Below are 24,817 nucleotides of genomic sequence, written 5' to 3' on the forward strand. Positions count from 1 at the left end.
AATCAGTTCTTTTTTGTTAAGCCTCTAAATTTTGTCTTTGTTGCAGTTCAAACTGCTTCTCACTTCTTCTGGCCATAAATAGATAACATAATACTGCTCCTACTTCACAAAGCGCAATAACAACACCCATCGGTAACGCTGTATTACTCCCACCAATACCTACTAGCGGAGCGACAAGCGCTCCTGAAATGAACTGTAATAAGCCTAATAAAGCTGACGCTGTTCCTGCAGCTTGCTTCTGATTTCTCATCGCTAATGAGAACCCAGTTGTTGATACAACCCCGACACTTGATACAACAAGGAATAACGAACATAAAACACCGATTAAACCTATTCCTAGTACGATTGTCAGTAGTAAAGATAGGCCACCAACAGCTGCGATAATAATACCAGCAACAAATAATGTCTTCTCATTCACTTTCCCCGCTAAACGACCCGTTACCTGACTAGCAATAATAATACCGATGCCGTTAATCGCAAAGAATAAACTAAATTGCTGTGGTGATGCTCCGTATATGTTCTGCAACACAAATGGTGAGCCCGAAATGTATGCAAACATTGCCGCTGTTACTAATCCTTGTGACAATGCATATCCCATAAACAGACGGTCCTTTAACAATTTTCCGTACGTCGCCAAAGTCCCTGACAAACCACCCGTTTCTCTTTCTTCAGGAGGTAATGTTTCACGCAATACAAAAGTAGCTGAGATTAACATGAATACGCTAATTGCTCCAAGAACGATGAAAACACCGCGCCACGTTGTAAACTGTAATAATTGCCCCCCAATAATCGGTGCCAAAATAGGTGCTGCTCCGTTTACTAACATAAGCAGTGAGAAAAACTTCGTCATTTCAGAACCTGAGTACATATCACGTACCATTGCACGTGATATAACAATCCCGGCTGATCCTGAAGCTCCTTGTAGGAAGCGCAATAATACTAATGTCCAAATAGATGGCGCAACAGCACAAAGTAAAGAAGAAGCAACATAAATAATAAGAGCAATAATAAGTGGTTTGCGTCTTCCGTAAATATCGCTAATTGAGCCAACAAATAATTGTCCTACTGACAGCCCAAGCAAACAAGCTGTTAATGTAAGCTGCGCTAGGGATGCACCTGTTTGCAAATCATCCGTTAACTTCGGTAATGAAGGCAAATACATATCAATAGATAATGGCCCAATCGCCGTAAGTGTTCCTAATACAAGAATCATCCATAACCTGTTTGCCTTTACAGGTTTGTATATTTCGTGATTAACTTCATTCACTTTTTCAATTCACCCTTTCCTATACACACTGAATCGTAACAATTATAGTTACATCATAAACATACGTCAAGTACAGCGCATTTTCCTCTTTCATAATGTAAAAAAAAGCGATAGAAATTCTATCGCTTTACTTTTTCACATTGCTATTCGTAAATTTAGATACCGAGGCCATCGTCTCTCCTGTATCTAAATATGTAATTTGAATTGGGTCTCCTACTTCTGTAAACATAGCATACGGGAATTTCTTCACTGGTATCATAAATACCTTTTGTTCATTCTCTAAAAGTACGTACACGATTGTATTTTCACCTGATTTCTCTTTATATACACGTTGTACAATACCTTCTTTTTGCGCTTCTTTTCCTGTTGAGGTTGGTCTAAAGGTATCACCATTACCGCTCATTACGTTTTTATAATTCTCAAGCGCTTCTTTCTGCGTCGAACCTGTCGCAAATATTTTTGCATTAGCAGCATATACAACTGTATGTGCACGTACTAGGCCTCCGTCATCAACAACCGGAATAATCCAAGCTGGTTTTCCGTATACGTTATAAATGACAGGCATTGTCCCATGCCATTTCTCTCTCTTAAAGGAATTATCCACTACTTCTGTAGCTGCTGAACCATCCATAATCCCCTTCACTTCTTTTCCATTATAGTAATATAGCTTGCCTGTGCGTGCATCTACTAATGAATAGCCTAGGGCTGAATCTACTCCTTCTTTTGGAGAAGTAAAGTCTGTAAAATAATACAGTGTTCCATCTTTACCAAAGATCGGGGTCACGCCTTCTTTCGTTCCCCACTCAGTCGGAATTTTCATATCTGTTTGTGAGAATTTCGTATTCCAAAATCCGTGAATATATTTACCAAAGTACGTATTTAACGTAGATGCAGTCTCATGATTTAATACACCATCAACAAATTTAGGTGCCTTTCCTTTATCATATCTTTTCACTTCACCTGTTTGTGCATCTACTACGACAACACCTTCTACCTCAAATCCAGATCTTCCTGAAATAAATTCACCATACGTCATTGTATAATATGGTTTTCCTTTATCATCAACCTCAAATTTAGGTTTTCCTTTAAAGATTAAATTTGGTTCTGCTTGCCTTACCACACGCTCTAAATTATTACCAAAAAACATGCTTGGCACATATTTCATTTTATAACCGAGGTGCAGTTTCGCTTCCGCATCAGGATTCGTACCTGACATCGTTACATACCCTGGAATTGTCTCAGCTTTACGCGCTTTAAAAAATCCTGAAACTTCAATCGGCGCTACATATAAAGCTTCGCCGTTTACCATTTGTGGCGTTAATTCTCCTAGCTCAAAATAAGCTACTTTCGGAATATCACCAAATACTTTTTTCATCTTATTCTCCGCTGTCTTTGGCGGCACTGTAAACGGCTGATCATTTTCAGTAAATGGCTCTGAAATATCTTTCTCTATCTTAACAACAGAATCATATTTCTTTTGCGAGATTACTATATCGTGCAAATAACCAAAGTAGCCGTAACTTGCGAGTAAAATAAACATTAGAAATCCTTTTAATGTACCTTCTAATTTCCCTATTTGATCTTGTGAAAATAAAACAAGCCCAATTAAAATTGCTACTGCAACAGAATAATGAGTAAGAATCGAGTCTACTCGATCATCAATTAGCCAAAAGTATTCATAGATTGCAATACCTATCCAAAATAAAACAGGAATAACTAAAATAGATGATTTCTTACCCTTTACAACCTTCTTATCTCCCTTCTTATCCACTGCTCGAAGCTTACTACTACTTCTTGTCCATGGAATCAAAAACAAAGTAAGAATAGCTAAAACTACAAATTTCATCAAAGGCACTGTCCCCTTTTCTTTTGTATTCCCTTTTAGTATAACAAATAAAGGGTATTAAGGTGAAAATAGGAATAGTTATATTTTTTTACTACTTAATACAATCCCGCTCACTACATATAGAATAGATGCAATATAAAAAATTGTACCAATCGTAAAGAAATCTACTAAATATCCCGTGGCAATAACCGCTACTGCTCCGCCAATGGATGTCCACACATGGTATTTTCCAATCTCATAACCAGCCTTTTCCTGCGCAACCTTTCGTGCTAATGAAGTCTTCTCAGTATTACGCTGCACAGCACCTAAAACTCCCATTACAATTTGAAGAATATACACATGCCATACTTCCGTGGCAATCGGAAAGCAAAGCATTAAGATTGCCATGGACCAAGCGTATATGATTAATAATTTTTTATCACCTACTTGATCAGATACCTTTCCCACTAGTGGATATACAAGTGCTGATGTTAAAGCAAATAAGCCATACGCCCAGCCAAATTGCGAGAAGCTATTTCCAACGTTTCGAAGTAATAATATATAAAAAGGAAATACCATACTTCCTGCCATCATGATAATACTTTGCGAAGCCACAAATCTTCTATATGTCATTTCGTATACTCCCTATAAAATAAATTAACAAATCTCTCTTCTGAATCTACTTCCTTCTTTTTCTTGAGAAATTCTTCAATACGAGGATATGCCCTTTTTAACTGCTCTTTCGTTGGATAAGAATAGTACGGCAAATAGTAACTACCGTTATGCTTTAAAGTAACATCAATCATCTTCCGAATGACATCCTCTGTTTTCTTTATCTCACTCTCTGAGCGTCCCTGGTTAATCAAAAGAACCAGCGCAAACATATCATCTTTCGCATAGGACAAAACTGCATTTTCATTCTTTTCCACGTAACGAATCGTAATGTTGAGTAAATTAAACTCTTCTTCATTTAATGCGTTACGTAAATCATCTATATACTCCGTGAAAGCATCTATAGGTACAAAGTATTCTTGTAACACTTCGGTCCTATTTGGATTTTCATATTCCATAAAAGCACTATCTGATCTCATAACATTATTACGCGTCTCATACTTTCCATCTGTACGTTCAAAATAACCTCTTTGTATATCCCAAAATGTATTCTTTCCCCAATCACTATAACGTGATAACCCAAGTAAAAATTTAGGTGCAGCTATAATATTTTCTTCCTTTAATTCACTGTACTCTTCTCTCATATTTTGATTTTGTGCCAAAGTATAATCCGTCACATACATCTCTTTTAAAAATGAATTTGGAGCAACAGAAATACGCGCTAAGTGCATACGAACATTCTCATCTCTTTTCACTTTCTCTTTGAAATAAGATGCGTATTCTTTATAATCTATCATTCTCGTGTGCATTTCATATAATTCATCATCTGTTAACTTCAGCGTCACATCTAAAATAACTCCAAATAAACCGTAACCCCCAATGACATATGGAAATAACTCTGCATTTTCTTCTCTACTTACATTACGTACCGTGCCATCTGCCATTAACAATCTAAATGAATCTACTGTATCAATTAGTGCCTCATGACGAATATCACGCCCATGTACATTTACACTTAATGAACCACCAACAGTAAAAATATTTTGAGACTGCATGACCTGTACCGCAAGGCCATATGGATTTATTTTCTTCTGAATATCATTCCACGTGACACCACTTTGAACTGTAATACGCTTCTTCTCTGGATCGAATTCTAATATTTTATTATATCCTTTCATATCGAGCATCGTGCCATTCGGATAATATGTCTGTCCTCCTTGGCTATGTTGCATGCCTGCAATGGAAATTTTCTCTCCTGAAACTTTTGCATCTCGCACTAATTTTATTAACGAGTGCTCTTCCGTAGCACTTTCAACACGTTTTATTTTTGTCGGAAGCAATTTACCTACATCACTCATAATAGGATGATCAATTTGTTTTTTATACGTATGTACAGACGTTGCAAGCAAAACCGTATATGCGACAATGACCACTACTATCTTTCTTTTTTTCAAAGGACACTCTCCTTATTAGCAACAAAAAGAGATACCCGTTCTTTCAGGTACCTCTCTTGACAGTGATTACTTTGCTGCTGGCAATTGTATTGGATCAAATTTATCATACGATGTAAACTTCGCATCCGTAATAATGTGCGCTTTATCCTCACCATTGCTACTCATAACCATATCTATCTTTGCTGATTCATATTTAAAATCTTTTGTAATAATATATTCCCCATCTATTTCTTCTATCTTTGCATTTTGGCCTTGTAGCATTTGTTTCTGCTTTTCATCCATACTAGCTAACATACTCTCTGTCTCTTGCCCTTTTAATGCAAACTTCAGCTTATAATTATCTCCACTTTTCTCCATCTTCACTTTATTTAAAATTTCCGATGGAATCTCTAAATTATCTACCATTCCTTGAGTCGCATTCATTCCGTTAGCATTTAATTGTTCCTCTGGTACAGACATCACTTCACCCGTATTAGGATTTTTCAACTGACCAGCAATTTTGCCACCCACATCATAAACAACAACCTCTGTACCAGAAACATTCATTTCAGAACGAGAATTTTTTTGCTTCGGCTCTAATTGCATTTTGGCCTTTATTACATTCATCTCTGTTCCTTCAGCCTTTATTCCCACATCATATGTCATCGTTACATTTTCTTCGTTTTTAAAAGCTTCATTCGCTTTATTGAAAACATCCTTCGCTGTTAATTCCTTTTCTTTCTGCACAGCTTCTTTTTTCGGCTCATCAGTCTTTTTTGTTTTCTCATTACTACACCCTACTCCTAGACCGACTGCAAGTACTAAACTTGAAATTAAAATAAATTTTTTCATAACGTCCCCTCCTTCCCAAAAATAATATCATCTCTTTTCCTATGAAATCTATATAATTCGTAATATTCTTCTTTAAATTTATTTCCTATATAGCAACATGTTTGAGAAAAAGTTTAAATATGATGTAAATAATAACAACTCATTTCAGGAGGTCATTATGAAAGCTATTATTTGCACAAAGTATGGACCACCTAATGTTCTCCAGCTTCACAATATAGAAAAGCCTAAACCTAAGAAAAATGAAGTATTAGTTAAAATTCACGCAACAAGTGTATCGACTGGAGATTGTAGAATACGTGGCTTTAATAGCCCCCTCTTATTTTGGATTCCTATGCGGATCATATTAGGTTTCAGAAAACCGAGAAAACCTATACTTGGCGTAGAGTTATCCGGTGAAATCGAAGACATTGGATCAGATGTAACACAATTTAAAAAAGGAGATCCAGTTTTTGCATTAACAGAACTAAACCTTGGTGGTTATGCGGAATATACATGCGTGCATGAAAGTGGATTAATAGCATTAAAACCTACCAATGTGACATATGAAGAAGCTGCCGTTATTCCTTTTGGCGGAACTTCAGCATTGCACTTCCTTAGAAAAGGACAGATAAAAAAAGGGCAACAAGTACTTATATACGGCGCCTCTGGGTCAGTAGGGACAGCTGCCATACAGCTTGCTAAATACTTCGGGGCGACTGTCACAGCCATTTGTAGTAGTTCGAATTTCGATTTAGTAACAGCTTTAGGGGCAGACAACGTAATTGATTATATGAAAGAAGATTTTACTAAGCGGGGCGATCACTACGATATTATATTTGACGCAGTTGGAAAATATAAAAAGTCTCTTTGTACAGATGCATTAATGCCTAATGGAAAATATGTATCTGTGAACGGAATGATGGCAAAGGTCAGTAAAGAAGATATGAATCTACTAAAACAACTAGCTGAAACAGAAAAGCTAAAACCTGTTATTGATAGAACTTACCGATTAGAAGAAGTTGTAGAAGCCCATACGTATGTAGAAATGGGCCATAAGAAAGGAAACGTTTCAATTACCTTAAAATAAAATATATTCTGAAAATATCATTGACAATTTTTTTTGTACGATTTACTATTAGTACCATATTCAAAACTACATACACATACTCTTATCAAGAGTGGCGGAGGGACTGGCCCGATGATGCCCGGCAACCGAGCTTATGACGTATAAGCTAAGGTGCTAATTCCTGCAAAACGAGTTTTCGTTTTGGAAGATAAGAGAGGAATCTATTTCGTCTATTCGGCACCTCTCTTATTTTTGGGAGGTGCTTTTTATTTTGGAACGTATATGAAGGGGGATTTATAGATGAAAAAGGTATTATTAAGCATTGTAAGCGGAGCAGTATTATTATTAGGCGCATGTAGCGTGAGTTCAGATAAAGAGGTAAAAGCATTAGACGAGAAAAAGATTACTGTCGGTGTAACAGGTGGGCCGCATGAACAAATTTTTGAAAAGGTAAAAGAAGTTGCCGCAAAAGATGGCCTCGAAATTGATATAAAAGTATTTAATGATTATGTAGCGCCAAACGTATCTTTAGATGAAAAAAGCCTTGATGTAAATAGCTACCAAACAAAATCGTATTTAGATGTATTTAAAGCTGAACGCAATATGAAATTAGCTGAAGTATTTTCAACAGTAACATTCCCTATGGGCGTATATTCTAAAGATATAAAAGATGTAAAAGACTTAAAAGAGGGCGATGCAATTGCTGTACCAAATGACCCAACGAATGAACTGCGAGCTTTAAAATTATTTGAACAAGCAGGGGTTTTAAAAGTTGATCCAAAGGCTACAGAAAAAGCGACTGCAAAAGATGTAATTGAAAATCCAAAAAAATTAAAGATTGTCGAATTAGAGGCATCTCAATTACCAACGCAACTAAGTGAAGTGAAAGCAGCTGCAATTAACACAAACTTTGCATTAGGTGCAAAATTAAGTCCAGCGAAAGATTCTATTTTCCGCGAAGGAAAAGATTCACCATATGTGAACTGGGTCGTTGTTCGTACTGAAAATAAAGATGATGCCGTTGTAAACAAATTAAAGAAAGCTTATCAATCTAAAGAAGTAAAAGAGTTTATCGAGAAAAAATTTGATGGTTCAGTTTTACCATCTTGGTAGGAGCTGACGATAATGATTGAATTAAAAAACATATCCAAAGTATTTTCAACAAAAAAAGGGACTGTTGAGGCTCTTAAGTCTACTTCCCTTAAAGTAGAAAAAGGCGAAGTATTTGGAATCATTGGGTATAGCGGCGCTGGTAAAAGCACATTGATTCGATGTGTAAATTTATTAGAAAAACCAACGACAGGAAATATCATTGTAAACGAACAAGACTTAACAACGTTATCGACAAAAGAACTAGCAAAAGCGAGACAAAAAATCGGAATGATCTTTCAAGGATTCAATTTACTTAAAACTGTTACCATCTATGAAAACATTGCATTACCTTTACGCCTTGCTGGCATTCCAAAAGCGGAAATTAAAAAAAGGGTAGAAAAATATTTACGCATTGTCGATCTTTTCAATCGAAAAGATGCTTATCCAAGTGAACTTTCTGGCGGTCAAAAACAGCGCGTTGCAATTGCACGTGCACTATCACATGAGCCTGAAGTGTTATTAAGTGATGAAGCAACGAGCGCTTTAGATCCAGAAACAACTGATTCTATTCTTGATTTGTTATTAAAGATTAACGAAGAAATTGGAATTACGATTTTACTCATTACACACGAAATGAACGTTATCCAACGTATATGCGACCGCGTTGCCGTTATGGAACATGGATCTGTAGTCGAAAGCGGGACTGTGAAAGATATTTTCACAAACCCACAACATGTAACAACGAAGAAATTTGTAAATAGCGCCTTTGCAGCTAAAATTCCAGAAGAGGTACAGAAAGAACTACAGAATACTGGAGAAATTGTAACACTTTCATTTATTGGCACTACTTCAGGTGAACCTGCCTTAGCTGTTGCCACAAAACGTTTCCAAGTGTATCCGAATATTTTATCCGGTAATATTACGCAGTTAAAACATGAAGCATATGGGAAACTAGTCGTTCATATGCAAGGAGAACAAAATGAAATCCACCGTGCTTTATCATTTTTACAAGAGCAAGGAATCATCGTAGAAGGAGGTAGAACAGATTATGGGAAACAAGTCCTTTTTGGATGAATGGGGTAAAGTCATATGGGAAGCCACAATTCAAACCTTTCAAATGACATCTATTTCATTACTCATCTCACTCCTTATTGCACTGCCACTTGGCGTCACACTTGTTTTAACGAGACCTGGTGGGCAGCGTGAAAATAAAATCATCTATCCTATTCTTAATACAGTTATTAATATCATTCGCTCTCTTCCATTTATCATTCTATTATTCTTCATCTTACCTTTTACAAAGTTTCTAATGGGAACATCCATTGGCGTGCAAGGTGTTATCGTACCACTTGTCGTCTTCACAGCTCCCTATATCGCACGTTTAATGGAGACAGCCTTACTAGAAGTAGATCGAGGGGTTATTGAGGCCTATCAAGCGATGGGAGTCTCTACTATAAAAATCATTTGGCACGTCATGGTTAAAGAAGCTCGTCCCTCCCTTGTACTTGGATTAACAATTGCAACGATTGGCTTAATCGGCGCAACAGCAATGGCTGGTCTTGTAGGTGCTGGCGGGCTAGGGGACTTAGCATATCGCTTCGGACATTTACGCTATGAACCTGAAGTAATGTATGCAACCGTCTTTATTCTAATTATCCTCGTTCAAGGATTACAGTCTTTAGGTAATGGGGTTGCACGAAGACTGAAGAAAGATTAAAAAAGAAGGTATCTCACCAGGGTGAGATACCTTCTTTTTATCTTTTAAATCCGCCTTCTGAATGAATAACTTGCCCCGTAATCCACTCAGCTTCTTCACTTACTAAAAATTTAATGAGTCTAGCTGCATCTTTTGGCTCACCAATTCTGCCAAAAGGAAACATCGGCTTTAACCCTTGTTTTATCTCTTCAGTCATCCATCCTGTATCGGTTGGTCCTGGATTAATTGCATTCACTGTTATTCCTAATTGAGCTACTTCTGCTGACAACGTACTAGTAAGAGCATCAATAGCTCCCTTCGTTGTCGCATAAGCTAGTTCTCCTGCCATAGGACCTTGAAATTGCCCCGAAGTCATATTAACAATTCTACCACCAGATTTCTTATCAAATCCTCGGGCAAATTGACTACTGAGCAATGTAGTCGCACGAATATTAACCATATAATGCTTATCTAATTCTTCAGCAGTCAACGTAGAGAAATCATTATTCGTAGAATATGCTGCATTATTAATTAATATATGAGGGTACCCTAATTGTTCAGTAACTTTATTTAAAAGCTCTTTCGGTGCATCATTCCGAGTTAAATCTAACTCCATGCTCAATACTCTAACACCTTTTTGTAATAGCTCTTCTTTTAATTGTATTTGTTCATTTTTATCAACGCCCCAAGGCATCTCTTTATCATAATCCGTCCAATACGTAAAAAATATATCGTATCCTGCCTCAGCTAATTCTTTACAAATCGCTGCTCCTATACCGTCTAGACGACTTACGCCTGTAACAACTGCTACTTTATTTTTTAATTGGTTCATCATATACTCCTCCAAGTTTAAAGGACGCATATTTTATATAAGAGATATAAATTTCCCCACCTAGACCTCTGTCCTTACAAAAGGGATGTACAAGCCAACTATGCAGTCCTTGCATGATTTACAAATAGCTAAATAAACCCTCACTTATGAGAGAAAAATTCATCTATCCAATTTCTAATCATTACAAGTTCATCCACATATCGAGTCCTTGTCTCCTTTCCATATATCTCTGTTTCTATCATACCAATATGATGTACTATTTCAAATGATAAAAAAATAAAAACCAATATTCCATTCCAAACTTCTATCGAATTTATTATATTATAATATAATAAATAATGAAAATAATCAGAAAAATACTGGCAAATATTGACTAACCTTCTTATAATAAAACGTGGGGCTAATGTGAGAATTTAGTTTTAAACAAATAGGGGGAAGAAATATGTCAAAAAAATTACTTTCTTTATTTTCTGCAGTAATCGTAGCAGCTTTTGTAATAACCGGCTGTGGTCAAAGCGATACGACAAATAAAGAACAAAAAGAGAATGCAACAAAAGAAAGCAAAACGGAAAAAACAGATACAACGAAAGAAAGTAAACCTACTGAAAAAAAATCCGAAGATAAAAAAACTGAAGATAAAAAGCCTGAAAATACAGCTACTGGATCAAGCGACTACTCTAAGCTGATTTCCTATATGGAAAAAGAAACAGGTGGTAAAACAAAAGTTCTTTTTGAAAATAAAGAACCACAAGTCTATAAAGCTGAAGATGTTTCAGTATCAATGAATAGTTACACATTAGTTGAATTAAATGGATTCCATACAAACTTCGATATTCCGTTTAATCGTCAAACAGAAGGCGGAGTTATTCTTGTGAACTACAGCGTAAAAAATAGTTCAGCTAAAGATATTTATTATATGCCAGCATTGGACATGTCATTTACTGGCGCGCAGAAAGCATATAGTAACTATAAAGATTTAATTCCAAAAGAAGATCAGCTCCCAACTAAACTTGCTCCAACGAATGATTACTTAGTAAAAGCAGGAGAAACTATTTCTGGTTATATCGCTTATCCATTCGGAAAAGATGATCTAGCGAAAATTTCAAGTCTCTCAACAGTCTCAGTCACAGTCCCAACTGCACAAGCTAATAAAGGAAAATTTGATGCTCCAATCGGAAATCCTGGAAGCTTTTCATTAAGTTTAAACAAACAGGGTGCTGAAAAAGTTGCAACAGATAATACTTTCTACCAAGATAAAGCTACAGCTAATAACATGGGCGATAAAAAAATGTTAAAAGAGAAATCAAGTATTAATAACAATCAAGAATTAGGCGCTGTTAATGTTACATTAGACGGATACCAATTCACTCAATTCACACCAAATTCCGTCGAAGCTCCACGCTTTGCAAATTTTAAAAACGGTCTTGTTCTGTTAACAGTAAAATTCAAGCTTGATAACAAAGATGCTCAAGACGTTTCACTGTCTCCTATAAGCTCTACATTGAGAGTGAATGATGGTACACAATATACGATTAATGAAGGTATGCTATTAAATTATGACTATAATGCTTCAGTCAAAACAGGAACATCTGGAGAGTTACTACAAGTATATATTTTAGATCAAGAGCAGTATGAAAAGATTTGGAAAGACAAAAGCTTTGAGATTGAGTTAGGACCTATGAGAAATAAAGAAGCTAAAGATATTTCACAAGGTAAAAAAGCTAAATTTACATTACCTAAATAAATTAATAAATATATAATAGAAAAGGCATATAACATATGATTGTTATATGCCTTTTTCATTTTATAAAAACACCATTTTTGTTCACACTTTATCCATTGTGAATTTTTTCACAATGGATATATAATAAACATGTAAATAGAATATTGGAGGGATTTCAATGGTTATCAATTTTTTAAGAACTGATAAACGTGCTGCTTTCATATTATTATTTTTACGATTTTACATAGGATATGCATGGCTCGCTGCTGGGATAGGTAAAGTTTTCGGACAATCTTTTGATGCAAGTGGTTTTCTAAAGGGCGCTATCGCTCAAGCATCAGGTGACCATCCTGCAGTACAAAGTTGGTGGGCAGATTTTCTTCAAAATTTTGTTCTTCCAAACGCAGACCTATTTAGCTTTTTAGTTCAATGGGGAGAAATTTTAGTAGGTCTAGGTTTAATTTTAGGCGGATTAACAAAAACAGCTGCATTTTTCGGAATCATAATGAATCTTTCATTTTTATTAAGCGGAACTGTTAGTGTAAACCCAAATCTGCTTATTTTAACTATGTTCATTTTAGTTGCAGGGCAAAACGCTGGACGTATTGGATTAGATGACTATGTTTTCCCTAAACTTTTCCGTAAAAATAACCACGGAACATATAAATTAAGTAAAACTGCGTAGTAACAGTTTACTTTTAAAATATAAATAAGAAAAAGAGCCTGAGTATAGGCTCTTTTTCTTATTTATCCTAATTTAAACTTTTAACGAGCCACGAAAACCTCTGGCAGCATAGTAAGAGTCTGCTCCATTGTGGTACACGAAAACATGTCCGAAGCGATAATCGCAAAATAGAGCACCACCGAGTTCTCGAATATCTGAAGGTGTTTGTACCCAACTTGATGATTTCATGTCAAAATCCCCAAGTTGTTGCAATTCCCGATATTGTTCTTCCGTTAATAGTTCAATGCCCATAGCATTTGCAACATCAATAACATTATTTTCTGGTTTATGTTTTTTTCTTGATTCTAACGCTTCAAGATCATAACAAAGACTTCTGCGGCCTTTAGGACTCTCCTTTGAACAATCATAGAAAGTATATTCGTCCTTTTCTTCATCATAACCGACAACATCCGGCTCACCGCCAGTTACTTCCATTTCGTTAAGTGACCATAATTTTTCAGCATTAGCTTCTATCTTAGCTTCAACCTTAGCCCATTCAAGACCTTCATGGCGGTTCATATTTTTCTCAAAACGAGCTTGCAATACTTTCAATAACTCTTGACGTTTTTCTACTAGTAAGTCATTTTTATTTCCTGTCATATTAGTCCTCCCTGATGTGTGTACAGATATTAGTTTAAGTATATATTTTATAATAAATCATCTCAAGATGAAGACCGTTTCAGCCTTATGTGTTGTACAAACATCCATTATAAAGTTCTAAAACCCTCCATACTTTCTCCAAGAATATAGTGTGAAAACCACATCAAATTCTGCTTCATAATAGCTACATTCATTCCCGGCTGATTAGGACTATATGCCATTCCTTTAAATATAATTAATTCTGTATCCACTTCCATATCCATTAATCCTTGATATAGATCATATGCATTTGTAATTGGAATTCTTGCATCCTTTTCTCCATGCTGAATTAAGGTAGGCGTACAAGCTGATTCAATATACGTCATAGGTGATGTCTTCGTATATATCTCTGGATCATCCCATGGAGTATTTCCTAAATACATTCTAATAAAGTAAGGTATATCTGTATTTACATAATGGGTACTCCAGTTAGTGATTCCACCGCCAACTGAAATAGCTTTAAATCGACTACTAAATGTAGAACAGAAAGCTGATACATATCCACCGTTGCTCCATCCCATAACTCCTACTCTATCCTTGTCTACCATCCCTTTTTCTACTAGTTCATCCACTCCAGATATAACATCATCGTAGTCAGCAATCCCCTGTTTTCTATAGTTAGCTTTTAAAAATTCATTACCATAACCTGAACTTCCTCTGTAATTTGGTTCTAAAACGATAAAGCCTTTTTCAACAAACTGTTCAATCGGATATTTCTCATTGAAGCAGTCTGAAAATATCGGAAAAGATGCCCAAGCCGGACCGCCGTGAATTACTACTAATAAAGGATATTTTTTATTTATATCAAACTCTACTGGGGTGGATATAACCCCTTCTATTTCAAGACCATCACTACTTTTCCATGAGATGATTTCCCTGTTACTTTTAAGTTTCCCTTTGAAAAAGCTATTTTCATCCGTTATTTTTTCATCGTCTAAATAGATTTCAAAGGTTTCATTTGTTATTGCCTTATTGTAGGATATATATTTGCCATCCTTTGTTATAGAAGCATCCATTATAAAGCCATCTACTTTTTCGCTTAGTATTTCCACAGTTCCATCTTCAGCTAGCAACCCAATAAGATAATTCGTTTTATTCTGCCATCTAATTAAAATCCCTTTAGCTGTCCACTGTAATGGCATAACCGTACTATCAAAATCTGTTAAAGGTTGAATTAGCTCTCCATTATGAATATCATATATCTCTAACGTACTATCTTGTATATAGTTTCTATAGTAATCCCTCTCTCTTATGCTTGCTGAGTAACAAATTTTGCTGCCCTCTGGAGAAAAGCAAACACTCCCTCCCAACAATTTATCCACATTCAGCTTTTGTAGCTCTCCAGCTTTAATATGGAGTATGTATAGATCTCCATTTATATAATCTGCCATATTTGAGCTTGGTGTCGCCATAAATACAACCTTTTTACCATCATTTGAAATATCAAATTCATGGATATGAAAATCCTTACCATCAGTTAATCGATAAACAACTCTGTTCTCGTGTTCATCTGTATCACTTTGTATCACCTTTTCTATTTCAATGTAATATAAACAATTATTCTGGTGTTCTTTACTTACATGATGGAAATCTCCATATAATTCCTTACGTTTCTTTATTTCCTCACATTCTTTTGACTGTGCAACATAATAAAAACCTTTACCAGCAGGATCCCATTTGAATGTACTAATTCCTTCCTTCTCATCAGTAATTTGAACCTCGCTATAACCATCTAGCGACTTAACAAATATCTGATTTTTCCCATCACCAACTGGACTAAGATATGCGATACACTTAGCATCCGGAGACCATAATGGGTGTGTACTATCTATATCCCCATTTGATAATGGGTAACTCTGCTTCTTATCTTTTTCATATATCCATACATGATTCCTATATGTATTGTCTTTCCAATCAGCCGTCTTCTTTACAAATGCTACGTTTTTACCATCATCACTTATGTTTGTACTTGATAAGGTTGGTAATGAAATAACCTCTTCTATACTTAGATATGTTTTTTTAATCGTTTTCATCAATATCCCCCCTGAAATGTCCATAAATCTCTCGTCTCTTTTTGTCGTAATCAAAGAAATTGTTCATGAATACTTAAAATAATAATGGAAAATTCAGATAAATAAAAGTGAATTCGATAAAGTAAAACTTTAATCTATAGGGTTCTATCCACTTACCAATTCTAGATGTTATTTTTCGACACAAAAACACCCCTTTAGATAAAATATCTAAAGGGGTGCAAATTTGTAAATTTATTTTAAAGCTACAACTATATTTATTAACCTACCAATCTCCTACTCAACAGTAACAGACTTAGCTAAGTTACGTGGCTTATCAACGTCACACTCGCGGTGAAGTGCTGCGTAGTATGAAATAAGTTGTAATGGAATAACTGCTACTAGCGGTGCTAGTGCTTCGTGTACAGCTGGTAATACGAAGCTGTCTCCTTCCATTTCTAAGCCTTTCATTGAGATGATACATGGGTTAGCTCCGCGTGCTACTACCTCTTTCACGTTGCCGCGAATTCCAAGGTTTACGTGCTCTTGTGTAGCAAGTGCGATAACTGGTGTACCATTTTCGATTAAAGCGATTGTACCGTGTTTTAACTCTCCTCCAGCGAATCCTTCTGCTTGGATGTAAGAGATTTCTTTTAGTTTTAACGCACCTTCTAATCCTACGTAGAAGTCTACGCTACGTCCGATGAAGAAACAGTTACGCGTTGTCGCTAAAAATTGTTTTGCTAATGCGTCCATTTCTTCTTTTTGATCACAAAGTTCTATCATTGCATTTGCTACAAGTCCTAGTTCGTGTGTTAAATCGAAATCAAGAACTTCACCTTTTGCTTTAGCAATATCAGCTGCTAAAATTGAAAGTACTGCAAGCTGTGCTGTGTAAGCTTTCGTTGATGCAACTGCAATTTCTGGTCCAGCATATAACGGAAGTGTATAATCAGCTTCACGAGAAAGAGTAGAACCAGGCACGTTTGTAATTGTTAATGCTTTATGACCCATTTCATTTGTTTGTACAAGTACTGCACGGCTATCAGCAGTTTCACCACTTTGTGAAATGTAAATGAAGAATGGTCTTTCTGTTAATAATGGCATGTTGTAAGAGAATTCACTTGCTACATGCACTTCAACTGGCATTTTTGCAAACTTCTCGATAAATTGTTTTCCAACAAGACCTGCATGATAGCTCGTTCCACATGCAATGATGTAAATACGATCGCTATCTAAAATCGCATTGCGAATGTCTTGATTTAATTCAATCTCGCCATTTTCATCTTGATACTTTTGAATTATATTACGGATTACAAGTGGTTGCTCATCGATTTCTTTAAGCATGAAATGAGGGTATGTTCCTTTTTCAATATCACTTGCATCTAATTCCGCTGTAAACGGTGCACGTTCAATCGTTTCACCTTGTAAGTTTTTAATTGTAATACTTTCTTTCGTTACGATTACGATTTCTTTATCCATTAACTCAATAAATTGATCTGTAACTTGTAACATCGCCATAGCGTCGCTCGCCACAACATTAAAGTTGTCACCAACACCTACTAATAGCGGGCTTTTGTTTTTAGCAACATAAATCATGTTTGGATTTTCAGCATCAAGTAATCCGATTGCATAAGAGCCATGTAAAAGAGATAGCGTATTACGGAACGCTTCTTCTACACTTAATCCTGTGCTCACTTGTTGTTCCATAAGCTGTACGATAATCTCTGTATCTGTTTCACTTACGAACGTTACATCTTGTAAATATTCCTTTTTCACTAATTCATAGTTTTCAATTACACCGTTATGAACTAGTGTAAAGCGTTTTGATGTACTTTGATGCGGATGCGCGTTTACTTTACTTGGAACACCGTGTGTAGCCCAGCGTGTGTGTCCGATACCTACGCTTGCTGCTACATTCTCATCTACGATTTCACGAAGTTTTGCGATACGGCCTTTTTCTTTGTATACAACAACACCGTTCTCTGCTTGTACTGCAATACCTGCTGAATCATATCCACGATATTCTAGCTTTTCTAAACCTTTTAATAAAATTTCCTTTGCATCTTGCTCTCCAATAAATCCTACGATTCCACACATGTTTAGTCGCCGTTACAAATGCTTACACTGCTCTGCGAACATGTAACGACATAGTCCGATACCATTTTTATTTATACTAAAAAAACGGATTACATATTGCTAGCCCTGTAAGCTTGTAACGGCTTTCACCTTCCTCTCGATTGGGTTTAAGTCCGTATATACTTATACAGCTAGTTTTCATCCGTTCCTCTTCTCTCATCACACTTTCACCTTTGTCCACTAAGTCACCTTAATGATTTAAGTAAAAGTTTGCGGTTGTGATGAACAACCGGGAGTCATCCGCCGAAATCTCGATAAACCCCACCTCGTCAACTACACTATTTGTAGTTCTGGCGCTTTTATAATTTACAATATTTCCTTTGAGAAAAAGAACAAGACCATCTTATAACAAACATGGATAAACCGTCAATGAAATTTTTTTCATCGTCTATAAAACATATGAAAAAGGAGCACTTTTTGTGCTCCTTTTTCATATAAATTCAGCTAATTACTCAGCGCCAACTTCGGCTTTCACAACTTCTACAATGCGATGTACATATGCATCACAAACTTCTTGTGTTGGTGCTTCTGCCATTACACGAATAAGTGGCTCTGTTCCAGATGGACGAACAAGAATACGGCCATCACCGTTCATTTCTTCCTCTACAACACGAATAATTTCTTTAATTTTTTCATTTTCTAATGCTAATTTTTTATCTGTTACACGAACGTTTACTAGCAATTGTGGGAATTTCGTCATTTCTCCTGCAAGCTCAGATAATGGTTTTTTCGTCATTTTCATGATGTTTACAAGTTGAAGTGCACTTAACATTCCGTCACCAGTTGTAATGTAATCAAGTAAGATAATATGGCCTGATTGTTCTCCACCTAAGTTGTAACCACCGCGTTTCATCTCTTCCATTACATAGCGGTCACCAACTGCTGTTTTATCACTTGTAATATTGTTTGCTTCAAGTGCTTTGTAGAAACCTAAGTTACTCATAACAGTTGAAACAACTGTATTATGTTTTAATTGACCAGTTTCTTTCATGTACTTCGCACAAATAAACATAATTTGATCACCGTCAACGATGTTTCCTTTTTCGTCTACAGCAATTAAACGGTCGCCATCGCCATCAAAAGCAAGTCCAATATCCGCACCTTTTTCTTTTACCAATTCAGCTAAGCCTTCTGGATGTGTAGATCCTACACCCTCGTTAATATTCATACCGTTTGGAGAAGTTCCCATTGTTGAAATATCAGCTTCTAGGTCTGCAAATAAGTATGGAGCTAGAGAAGAAGTTGCACCATGTGCACAATCTAAAGCGATATGTAGGCCAGAGAAATCTTCTTCAACAGTTTGTTTAATGTACTGTAAATATTTTTGTCCACCTTCAAAGTAATCGCTCACTTGTCCAAGATTAGTACCTGTCGGACGTGGTAGTTCATCAACTTCTTTGTCTAATAAAGCTTCAATCTCAGCTTCTTGCTCATCTGTTAATTTAAAGCCGTCTGAACCAAAGAATTTAATACCATTATCTTGTACTGGATTATGAGATGCAGAAATCATAACACCTGCTTGTGCATCTAGTGCTTTTGTTAAATAAGCAACGCCCGGTGTAGAAATAACGCCAAGGCGCATTACTTCTGCTCCAGTTGATAATAGACCTGCTACTAAAGCTCCTTCTAACATATGGCCAGATACACGTGTATCACGACCGATAATTACTTTTGGACGATCTGTATCTTTTGTTAATACATAACCACCAAAACGCCCAATTTTGAAAGCTAATTCAGGTGTTAACTCCTTATTTGCAACTCCACGTACTCCATCTGTACCAAAATATTTACCCATTATGATTCGCTCCTTTTTCTTGCTCTTTTTGATTATGGTTATCTACCGTTGGTTCTTGACTATTTTCTTTATCTTTATCTTGATTTTGATTATTTTCCTGTTCCGTTTCTTTTTCTTGATTGGATTCAGGATTTTTTGGCTTCTCATTTTGATTTTCTTGATTGGTGTTTGAATCCGGTTGTTGACCGTTACCCTGTACTTCTTTATCTGGTTTTTCTTTCTTTACAATAGTAACTTTAGCACTTTTTTGTTTTGGCTCTATTGAAATATTACCAGGACCACTCACTTGAATAGAAATATCTTTCGTCCCTGAAGATACATTTTGCAAATTAATTACCGCTGTGATTTGGGCAGCTGTTATTTTATCTACTATACTTGCTTCTCCTGAAATATCAACACTTATATTTCCATCTTGCGGCGAAATTAGCTGAGCCGTAACATCTTTAGAAAGTCCATTTTTTTGGATTGGGATGCCATCAATCGTTTTTGTTTTCGTTTGTTTTGTTTTTTGCACTCCCACTGAAACCTTCACTTGATTCGGTTTTGCACTGGTTACACCCTTGGGTAATAAAACAGAGGCATCGAATGTTGTAGACTCTGTCAATTGACTAAGATCTACTTCGACCCCCTCTAGCGATTGTATATTATCCAAAATATCTTTTGGACCAGCTATCGTTACCTCTCTCGGCTCGACACTGATATTTGTAACTGCCAATCCTTCTGCTAAACTCCCCTTCTTCGTATACGTTACAGGAACAGTTTTTTCAGTATTATTGGCTGTAGTTTGCGTTGCCACATTCAACGTTACACTAATTTTAGATGGACTTGTTCTTACATTTAAACGTTTTCCTTCTTTATTGTATAATGTAACTTCGGGCGTTTTTGTAACAGTTTTATTAACACCTTTTAAATCAACATACGCTTTGGCAGATGAAATGCTTTCAATTTCTTCTTTCGTCCCAACTACCTCAACAGTATCCGGTTTAATGCTTGATTTTTCGAGAGTAGCCCCCGCTGGCATTTGATCCTCATTTGATAATTTCAAATCTACATGAACATATTTTCTCGCCTTTTCATGAAGAGTAACTTTAATTGTTGATGGCTGAACTGTTCCTTTCACATCGTCTGGAAGCCCGTTCGTTTTTAAAGAAATCTCATAAGTTCCTTTTGGACTATCTCGCAAATCAATTGGTATGTCAAATTGTTTTTTTGCTTTTGCTGTAGCAACTGATGCTTTTGGGCCTTCTAACTTCACCTTAACGCCCTCTGCTGGAATACCACTTACAATATATTTCTCCTCATCATACTTAAGATTAATCTCATAATTAGTTAATGTTTCTTTCGTATCATTTGCAAAAGGTAATATACCTGATGTCGTATTTTTCTCAGTTAACGTCGCTGACATAAAAAGCATACACGCCAATAGTAATGAGATCCCTTTTAAAAACCAATGATTCTCCATTAACTTATCCATGACGCTTTCTCCTCCAATTCCATAAAGACGAAGAAGTCGTTTTTTCGTTCCCACTAAATTCAGCTAATAACATATCCTTCAGCTGTTCTGTCTTCAAATCACGATGCAACTTACCATTTTTCGTTAAAGAAATTTGACCAGTTTCTTCAGACACAACTACTGTAATACTATCAGTAACTTCACTAACTCCCATTGCAGCACGATGCCTAGTTCCTAATTCTTTAGAAATAAACGGACTTTCTGATAATGGAAGATAGCATGCTGCTGCTTTAATTGTACTTCCTTGCATAATTACCGCTCCGTCATGAAGAGGTGTATTTGGAATAAAAATATTAATAAGTAATTCCGATGATACGTTTGCATTCAGCGGAATACCCGTTTCCACATAATCACCCATACCGGTCTCTTTTGACAAAGTAATTAATGCACCTATTCTACGTTTCCCCATATATTCGGTTGCTTTTGCTATCGCTGTTGCAACCATTTCAGGTTCATCATCCTCATGCGGTCCAACACGCGAAAATAAACTCCCGCGCCCTAGCTGCTCAAGTGCTCTTCGCAATTCTGGCTGAAAGATAATAATAACGGCTAAAAATCCCCATGTTAATACTTGTTCAGTTAGCCAAGATAACGTATGCAATTCAAGGAAAATACTAATCATCTTAACGACAATGATAACTGTAATCCCTTTTAAAAGTTGAACAGCTTTCGTCCCTCGGATTATGAGAATCAGCTTATATATAATAAACCATACAATGGCAATATCTAATGCCGTACTAAGATATTTCAAAATGGTCGTATCTTCAAAAGGCATGCTATCCCTTCCTCCTACTTACGAGCAATTCTATCCATATATTGAAATATTGTTTTATGCTCTATCTGTATGTATTTCCAACAACTAGTTAATTATACCATACATGAAACAAACGACAATTACAAACAACCCCCTTTAGCTCAAATTGGTAAGATGTCAAACATTTTTATCTTACAGTATAATATAAATCATTATTATACGCCTATTTTCAAATAAAAAAAGCAACTTCTCAGTTGCTTTTCTTACATTTATTTTAGTTTTTCACCGAATAAAGAACCCATTAAAGCAACTGCTGTTGTTGCCGTTCTATTTCTCTCATCTAAAATCGTATTTACCTCAACAAATTCAGCAGATGTGATAATATCCGCTTCTGCTAACATTTCCATCGCCAAGTGACTTTCACGATAAGATAGACCACCAATTACAGGCGTCCCAACACCTGGTGCATCATGAGGATCAAGACCATCTAAATCTAATGATAAGTGTACACCATCAGTATGAGATAAATATGCGATTGTTTCTTCCATAACAGCCGTCATCCCCATACGATCAATTTCATGCATTGAGAACACTTTAATACCTTCATTGCGAATGAAATCTTTTTCTCCTTCATCCAATGCACGCGCACCGATAATTACGACATTCTCTTTTTTCACCTTTGGATATGCTCCATATAAATCTACAAGTGAAGAATGTCCATAACCTAAACTTGCTGCAAGTGACATACCGTGAATATTTCCAGATGGTGAAGTTTCCTCTGTATTTAAATCACCGTGTGCATCATACCAAATAACACCTAAGTTTTTATAATGTTTTGCTACACCAGCTAATGTACCGATAGCAATACTATGGTCACCACCTAATACAAGTGGAAAACGACCTTCTTCTATAATATGATCCACCTTACTTGCTAATTCATTACATACAGTTGCAACTTGTGTAAGGTTTCTTAATTTTGTATTTTCATCTATCTCTTTTTCTCTCTCTATACGTATATCTCCCATATCTTTAACGTTATATCCAATTTCTTCAATTCTTTCAATTACCCCTGCATAACGGATTGCGCTCGGTCCCATATCAACGCCACGACGCATCTGCCCTAAATCCATTGGAACTCCAATAACTGAGATTTCTTTTTTCATAGATAGTATCCCCCTTCTGTGCCTTCACTAAATATTTTAAATCTTTTATATAGTCTGACTCAACTCGACATTTTTCTGTATGGATATACAAATTATTCACTTATATTCACGTTCAAAATCAAATTTCAAGACTATTCTATGTATAAAGTTAACTTAATGAAACAATCACAATCACTATTATTAAATAATAATAAAAAAACACCCCTACATTTAGAAGTGTTTTTCTGACGCTATTTTCCATACTGTTGCAATATTCTTCGTTGTCATTTCAATATTTTCTTCTGCTACTCTATATGCTTCTTCTAGTGTCATCGGTCTCGTTGTAATACTAAATACCGCATCTATTCCTTTCTCGTACACGGCTGAATAATCAGATGATACAGACCCTCCAATGGCAATTACAGGCACAGAAAAACGTTTCGCACGCCCCGCAACACCAACAGGAGCCTTCCCATATGCAGTTTGTTCATCTATTCTACCTTCACCAGTTATAATGAGATCTGCATCTTCTATATGTTTATCGAAATTTGTATAATCCAATACAATTTCAATGCCCCTTCGCAAGTCTCCCTTTAGCACTGAAATAACAGCCGCCCCCATTCCTCCTGCTGCCCCTGCACCAGGTATTTCAGATACATCAGAAGATACATATCTTTTAAGGATATTCGCATAATGTTTTAAATTCTCATCTAGCTCTTTCATCATCTCTATATTCGCACCCTTTTGTCTCCCAAATACGAAAGATGCTCCCTGCATTCCGACTAATGGATTATCCACATCACATGCCGCTTCTATCTTTACCCCCTTTAAGCGTGGGTCCATTTGTGAAAAATCAATAGCAACAATCGAATGTAACGTACCTCCAGATGGATCTATTACTTCACCCTTATCATTTATAAATCTTACTCCTAAAGCTGCTAACATGCCTGCCCCACCATCATTTGTAGCACTTCCTCCAAGTCCTAAAATTATGTACTCCACCCCTTGATTTAGCGCATGTAATATAAGTTCTCCTGTTCCTTTTGTCGTTGTAATAAGTGGGTTTCGCTTTTCAACTGGAACGTGCTGTAATCCTGATGCTGCTGCCATTTCAATAAACGCTGTCTTTTTATCTTTAGACACGCCATAAAAAGCTTGCACACTTTCTCTAAGCGGTCCTGTCACACTAATTGATATAATTCTCCCCCCTGTAGCATCAACAAGCGATTCAACCGTCCCTTCTCCTCCATCTCCAATTGGTATTTTCACATACTTTGCATTAGGAAAAATTGCTCTAAAACCTCTTTCAATAGCTTCACATACTTCTATAGCTTTTAGGCTTTCTTTATATGAATCAGATGCAATAACAACTTTCACAATTATCCCCCATCCCTTATTTTTACGTTTTCTTCATTTTAAACGATAAATATAAAAGTTGTCTTTTTAAACACAAAAAAGCTTACATCATATGATGTAAGCTTTTTCTATTTAGATGGAGCCTAGCGGGATCGAACCGCTGACCTCCTGCGTGCAAGGCAGGCGCTCTCCCAGCTGAGCTAAGGCCCCTTAGTAATAAAGCGGAAGACGGGATTCGAACCCGCGACCCCAACCTTGGCAAGGTTGTATTCTACCACTGAACTACTTCCGCGAAAATGGTGAGCCATGAAGGATTCGAACCTTCGACCCTCTGATTAAAAGTCAGATGCTCTACCAACTGAGCTAATG

20 protein-coding genes, 2 tRNA genes, 1 pseudogene and 1 riboswitch are annotated in these 24,817 nt (G+C 36.3%); of the genes and pseudogenes, 6 read left to right on the top strand and 17 right to left on the bottom strand.

All coding sequences use genetic code 11. From position 1 onward, the window contains the following. Positions 1–16 precede the first annotated feature (16 nt). The 5 genes from AC1Q51_RS26410 to AC1Q51_RS26430 all read right to left on the bottom strand — a co-directional run bounded on the left by AC1Q51_RS26410 (position 17) and on the right by AC1Q51_RS26430 (position 5,989). On the bottom strand, positions 17–1,276 hold the full coding sequence (locus tag AC1Q51_RS26410) for a multidrug effflux MFS transporter (protein ID WP_223266695.1): 1,260 nt from the start codon (positions 1,274–1,276) through the stop codon (positions 17–19). A 118-nt stretch (positions 1,277–1,394) separates the two neighbouring features. Beyond that, complete coding sequence (locus AC1Q51_RS26415) at positions 1,395–3,113, bottom strand: DUF3981 domain-containing protein (RefSeq protein ID WP_098284246.1); 1,719 nt, start codon at positions 3,111–3,113, stop codon at positions 1,395–1,397. Between the two features lie 78 nt (positions 3,114–3,191). Beyond that, positions 3,192–3,725 (bottom strand): MFS transporter, encoded by a 534-nt coding sequence (locus AC1Q51_RS26420; RefSeq protein ID WP_000222367.1) that lies wholly within the window; start codon positions 3,723–3,725, stop codon positions 3,192–3,194. Further along, entirely contained in the window at positions 3,722–5,158 is a 1,437-nt protein-coding gene (locus AC1Q51_RS26425; protein WP_000746313.1) for an FAD-binding oxidoreductase, read from the bottom strand. Before AC1Q51_RS26425 ends, AC1Q51_RS26420 begins: the two co-directional genes overlap by 4 nt. A gap of 66 nt (positions 5,159–5,224) precedes the next feature. Next, a complete protein-coding gene (locus AC1Q51_RS26430; protein ID WP_000713524.1) occupies positions 5,225–5,989 on the bottom strand; it encodes a DUF6612 family protein in 765 nt (254 codons plus the stop codon). Between the two features lie 157 nt (positions 5,990–6,146). Between AC1Q51_RS26430 and AC1Q51_RS26435 the strand changes: the two genes are divergently transcribed. The 4 genes from AC1Q51_RS26435 to AC1Q51_RS26450 all read left to right on the top strand — a co-directional run bounded on the left by AC1Q51_RS26435 (position 6,147) and on the right by AC1Q51_RS26450 (position 9,843). Then, positions 6,147–7,055 carry an NAD(P)-dependent alcohol dehydrogenase gene (locus AC1Q51_RS26435; protein ID WP_097925014.1) on the top strand — a complete coding sequence of 303 codons (909 nt, stop codon included), beginning with the start codon at positions 6,147–6,149 and terminating at the stop codon, positions 7,053–7,055. Positions 7,056–7,134: 79 nt separating this feature from the next. Beyond that, a riboswitch (SAM riboswitch) is annotated at positions 7,135–7,249 on the top strand. 85 nt (positions 7,250–7,334) lie between these two features. Continuing rightward, positions 7,335–8,147 (top strand): MetQ/NlpA family ABC transporter substrate-binding protein, encoded by an 813-nt coding sequence (locus tag AC1Q51_RS26440; RefSeq protein ID WP_097925016.1) that lies wholly within the window; start codon positions 7,335–7,337, stop codon positions 8,145–8,147. A 12-nt stretch (positions 8,148–8,159) separates the two neighbouring features. Then, positions 8,160–9,200: a methionine ABC transporter ATP-binding protein gene (locus tag AC1Q51_RS26445; protein ID WP_016084002.1), complete on the top strand. Its 1,041-nt coding sequence runs from the start codon at positions 8,160–8,162 to the stop codon at positions 9,198–9,200. Further along, positions 9,175–9,843, top strand: coding sequence for a methionine ABC transporter permease (locus AC1Q51_RS26450; protein ID WP_061660792.1), 669 nt, complete (start codon positions 9,175–9,177; stop codon positions 9,841–9,843). Before AC1Q51_RS26445 ends, AC1Q51_RS26450 begins: the two co-directional genes overlap by 26 nt. 37 nt (positions 9,844–9,880) lie before the next feature. Here AC1Q51_RS26450 and AC1Q51_RS26455 read toward each other — a convergent pair whose 3' ends face one another. Further along, positions 9,881–10,657, bottom strand: coding sequence for an SDR family oxidoreductase (locus tag AC1Q51_RS26455; protein WP_002094237.1), 777 nt, complete (start codon positions 10,655–10,657; stop codon positions 9,881–9,883). Positions 10,658–11,096: 439 nt separating this feature from the next. On the opposite strand from AC1Q51_RS26455, the gene AC1Q51_RS26460 reads away from it, so the two are divergent. Further along, positions 11,097–12,398 (top strand): DUF5068 domain-containing protein, encoded by a 1,302-nt coding sequence (locus AC1Q51_RS26460; protein WP_000038602.1) that lies wholly within the window; start codon positions 11,097–11,099, stop codon positions 12,396–12,398. Between the two features lie 157 nt (positions 12,399–12,555). Further along, a complete protein-coding gene (locus AC1Q51_RS26465; RefSeq protein WP_061660795.1) occupies positions 12,556–13,062 on the top strand; it encodes a DoxX family membrane protein in 507 nt (168 codons plus the stop codon). Between the two features lie 72 nt (positions 13,063–13,134). Here the strand turns inward: AC1Q51_RS26465 and AC1Q51_RS26470 are convergent, their stop codons facing one another. The 11 genes and pseudogenes from AC1Q51_RS26470 to AC1Q51_RS26520 form a co-directional block, all read right to left on the bottom strand. Beyond that, positions 13,135–13,701 (bottom strand): DUF4256 domain-containing protein, encoded by a 567-nt coding sequence (locus AC1Q51_RS26470; RefSeq protein WP_000147403.1) that lies wholly within the window; start codon positions 13,699–13,701, stop codon positions 13,135–13,137. 107 nt (positions 13,702–13,808) lie between these two features. After that, entirely contained in the window at positions 13,809–15,773 is a 1,965-nt protein-coding gene (locus tag AC1Q51_RS26475) for a S9 family peptidase (protein WP_139213342.1), read from the bottom strand. A 273-nt stretch (positions 15,774–16,046) separates the two neighbouring features. Beyond that, the gene (gene glmS / locus AC1Q51_RS26480; RefSeq protein ID WP_000334155.1) at positions 16,047–17,849 is read right to left on the bottom strand and encodes a glutamine--fructose-6-phosphate transaminase (isomerizing); all 1,803 of its coding nucleotides are present in this window, start codon (positions 17,847–17,849) and stop codon (positions 16,047–16,049) included. Positions 17,850–17,861: 12 nt separating this feature from the next. After that, positions 17,862–18,048, bottom strand: a pseudogene (locus AC1Q51_RS26485) (hypothetical protein). A gap of 288 nt (positions 18,049–18,336) precedes the next feature. Then, positions 18,337–19,683 (bottom strand): phosphoglucosamine mutase, encoded by a 1,347-nt coding sequence (gene glmM / locus AC1Q51_RS26490; protein WP_000521476.1) that lies wholly within the window; start codon positions 19,681–19,683, stop codon positions 18,337–18,339. Further along, positions 19,676–21,157 (bottom strand): CdaR family protein, encoded by a 1,482-nt coding sequence (locus tag AC1Q51_RS26495; RefSeq protein ID WP_097925515.1) that lies wholly within the window; start codon positions 21,155–21,157, stop codon positions 19,676–19,678. The genes glmM and AC1Q51_RS26495 overlap by 8 nt, the downstream gene beginning before the upstream one ends. Beyond that, positions 21,150–21,971, bottom strand: a complete 822-nt coding sequence (cdaA, locus tag AC1Q51_RS26500) for a diadenylate cyclase CdaA (protein WP_001115694.1) — start codon at positions 21,969–21,971, stop codon at positions 21,150–21,152. Before cdaA ends, AC1Q51_RS26495 begins: the two co-directional genes overlap by 8 nt. Before the next feature lie 248 nt (positions 21,972–22,219). Continuing rightward, the gene (gene rocF, locus AC1Q51_RS26505; protein WP_000711581.1) at positions 22,220–23,113 is read right to left on the bottom strand and encodes an arginase; all 894 of its coding nucleotides are present in this window, start codon (positions 23,111–23,113) and stop codon (positions 22,220–22,222) included. A 210-nt stretch (positions 23,114–23,323) separates the two neighbouring features. Beyond that, the gene (locus AC1Q51_RS26510) at positions 23,324–24,469 is read right to left on the bottom strand and encodes a glycerate kinase (protein ID WP_097925513.1); all 1,146 of its coding nucleotides are present in this window, start codon (positions 24,467–24,469) and stop codon (positions 23,324–23,326) included. Between the two features lie 116 nt (positions 24,470–24,585). After that, a tRNA-Ala gene (locus tag AC1Q51_RS26515) sits at positions 24,586–24,658 on the bottom strand. Positions 24,659–24,668: 10 nt separating this feature from the next. Further along, positions 24,669–24,740, bottom strand: a tRNA-Gly gene (locus tag AC1Q51_RS26520). Positions 24,741–24,817: the final 77 nt, after the last annotated feature.

The sequence above is a fragment of the Bacillus sp. MT94 genome (genome assembly GCF_058792475.1).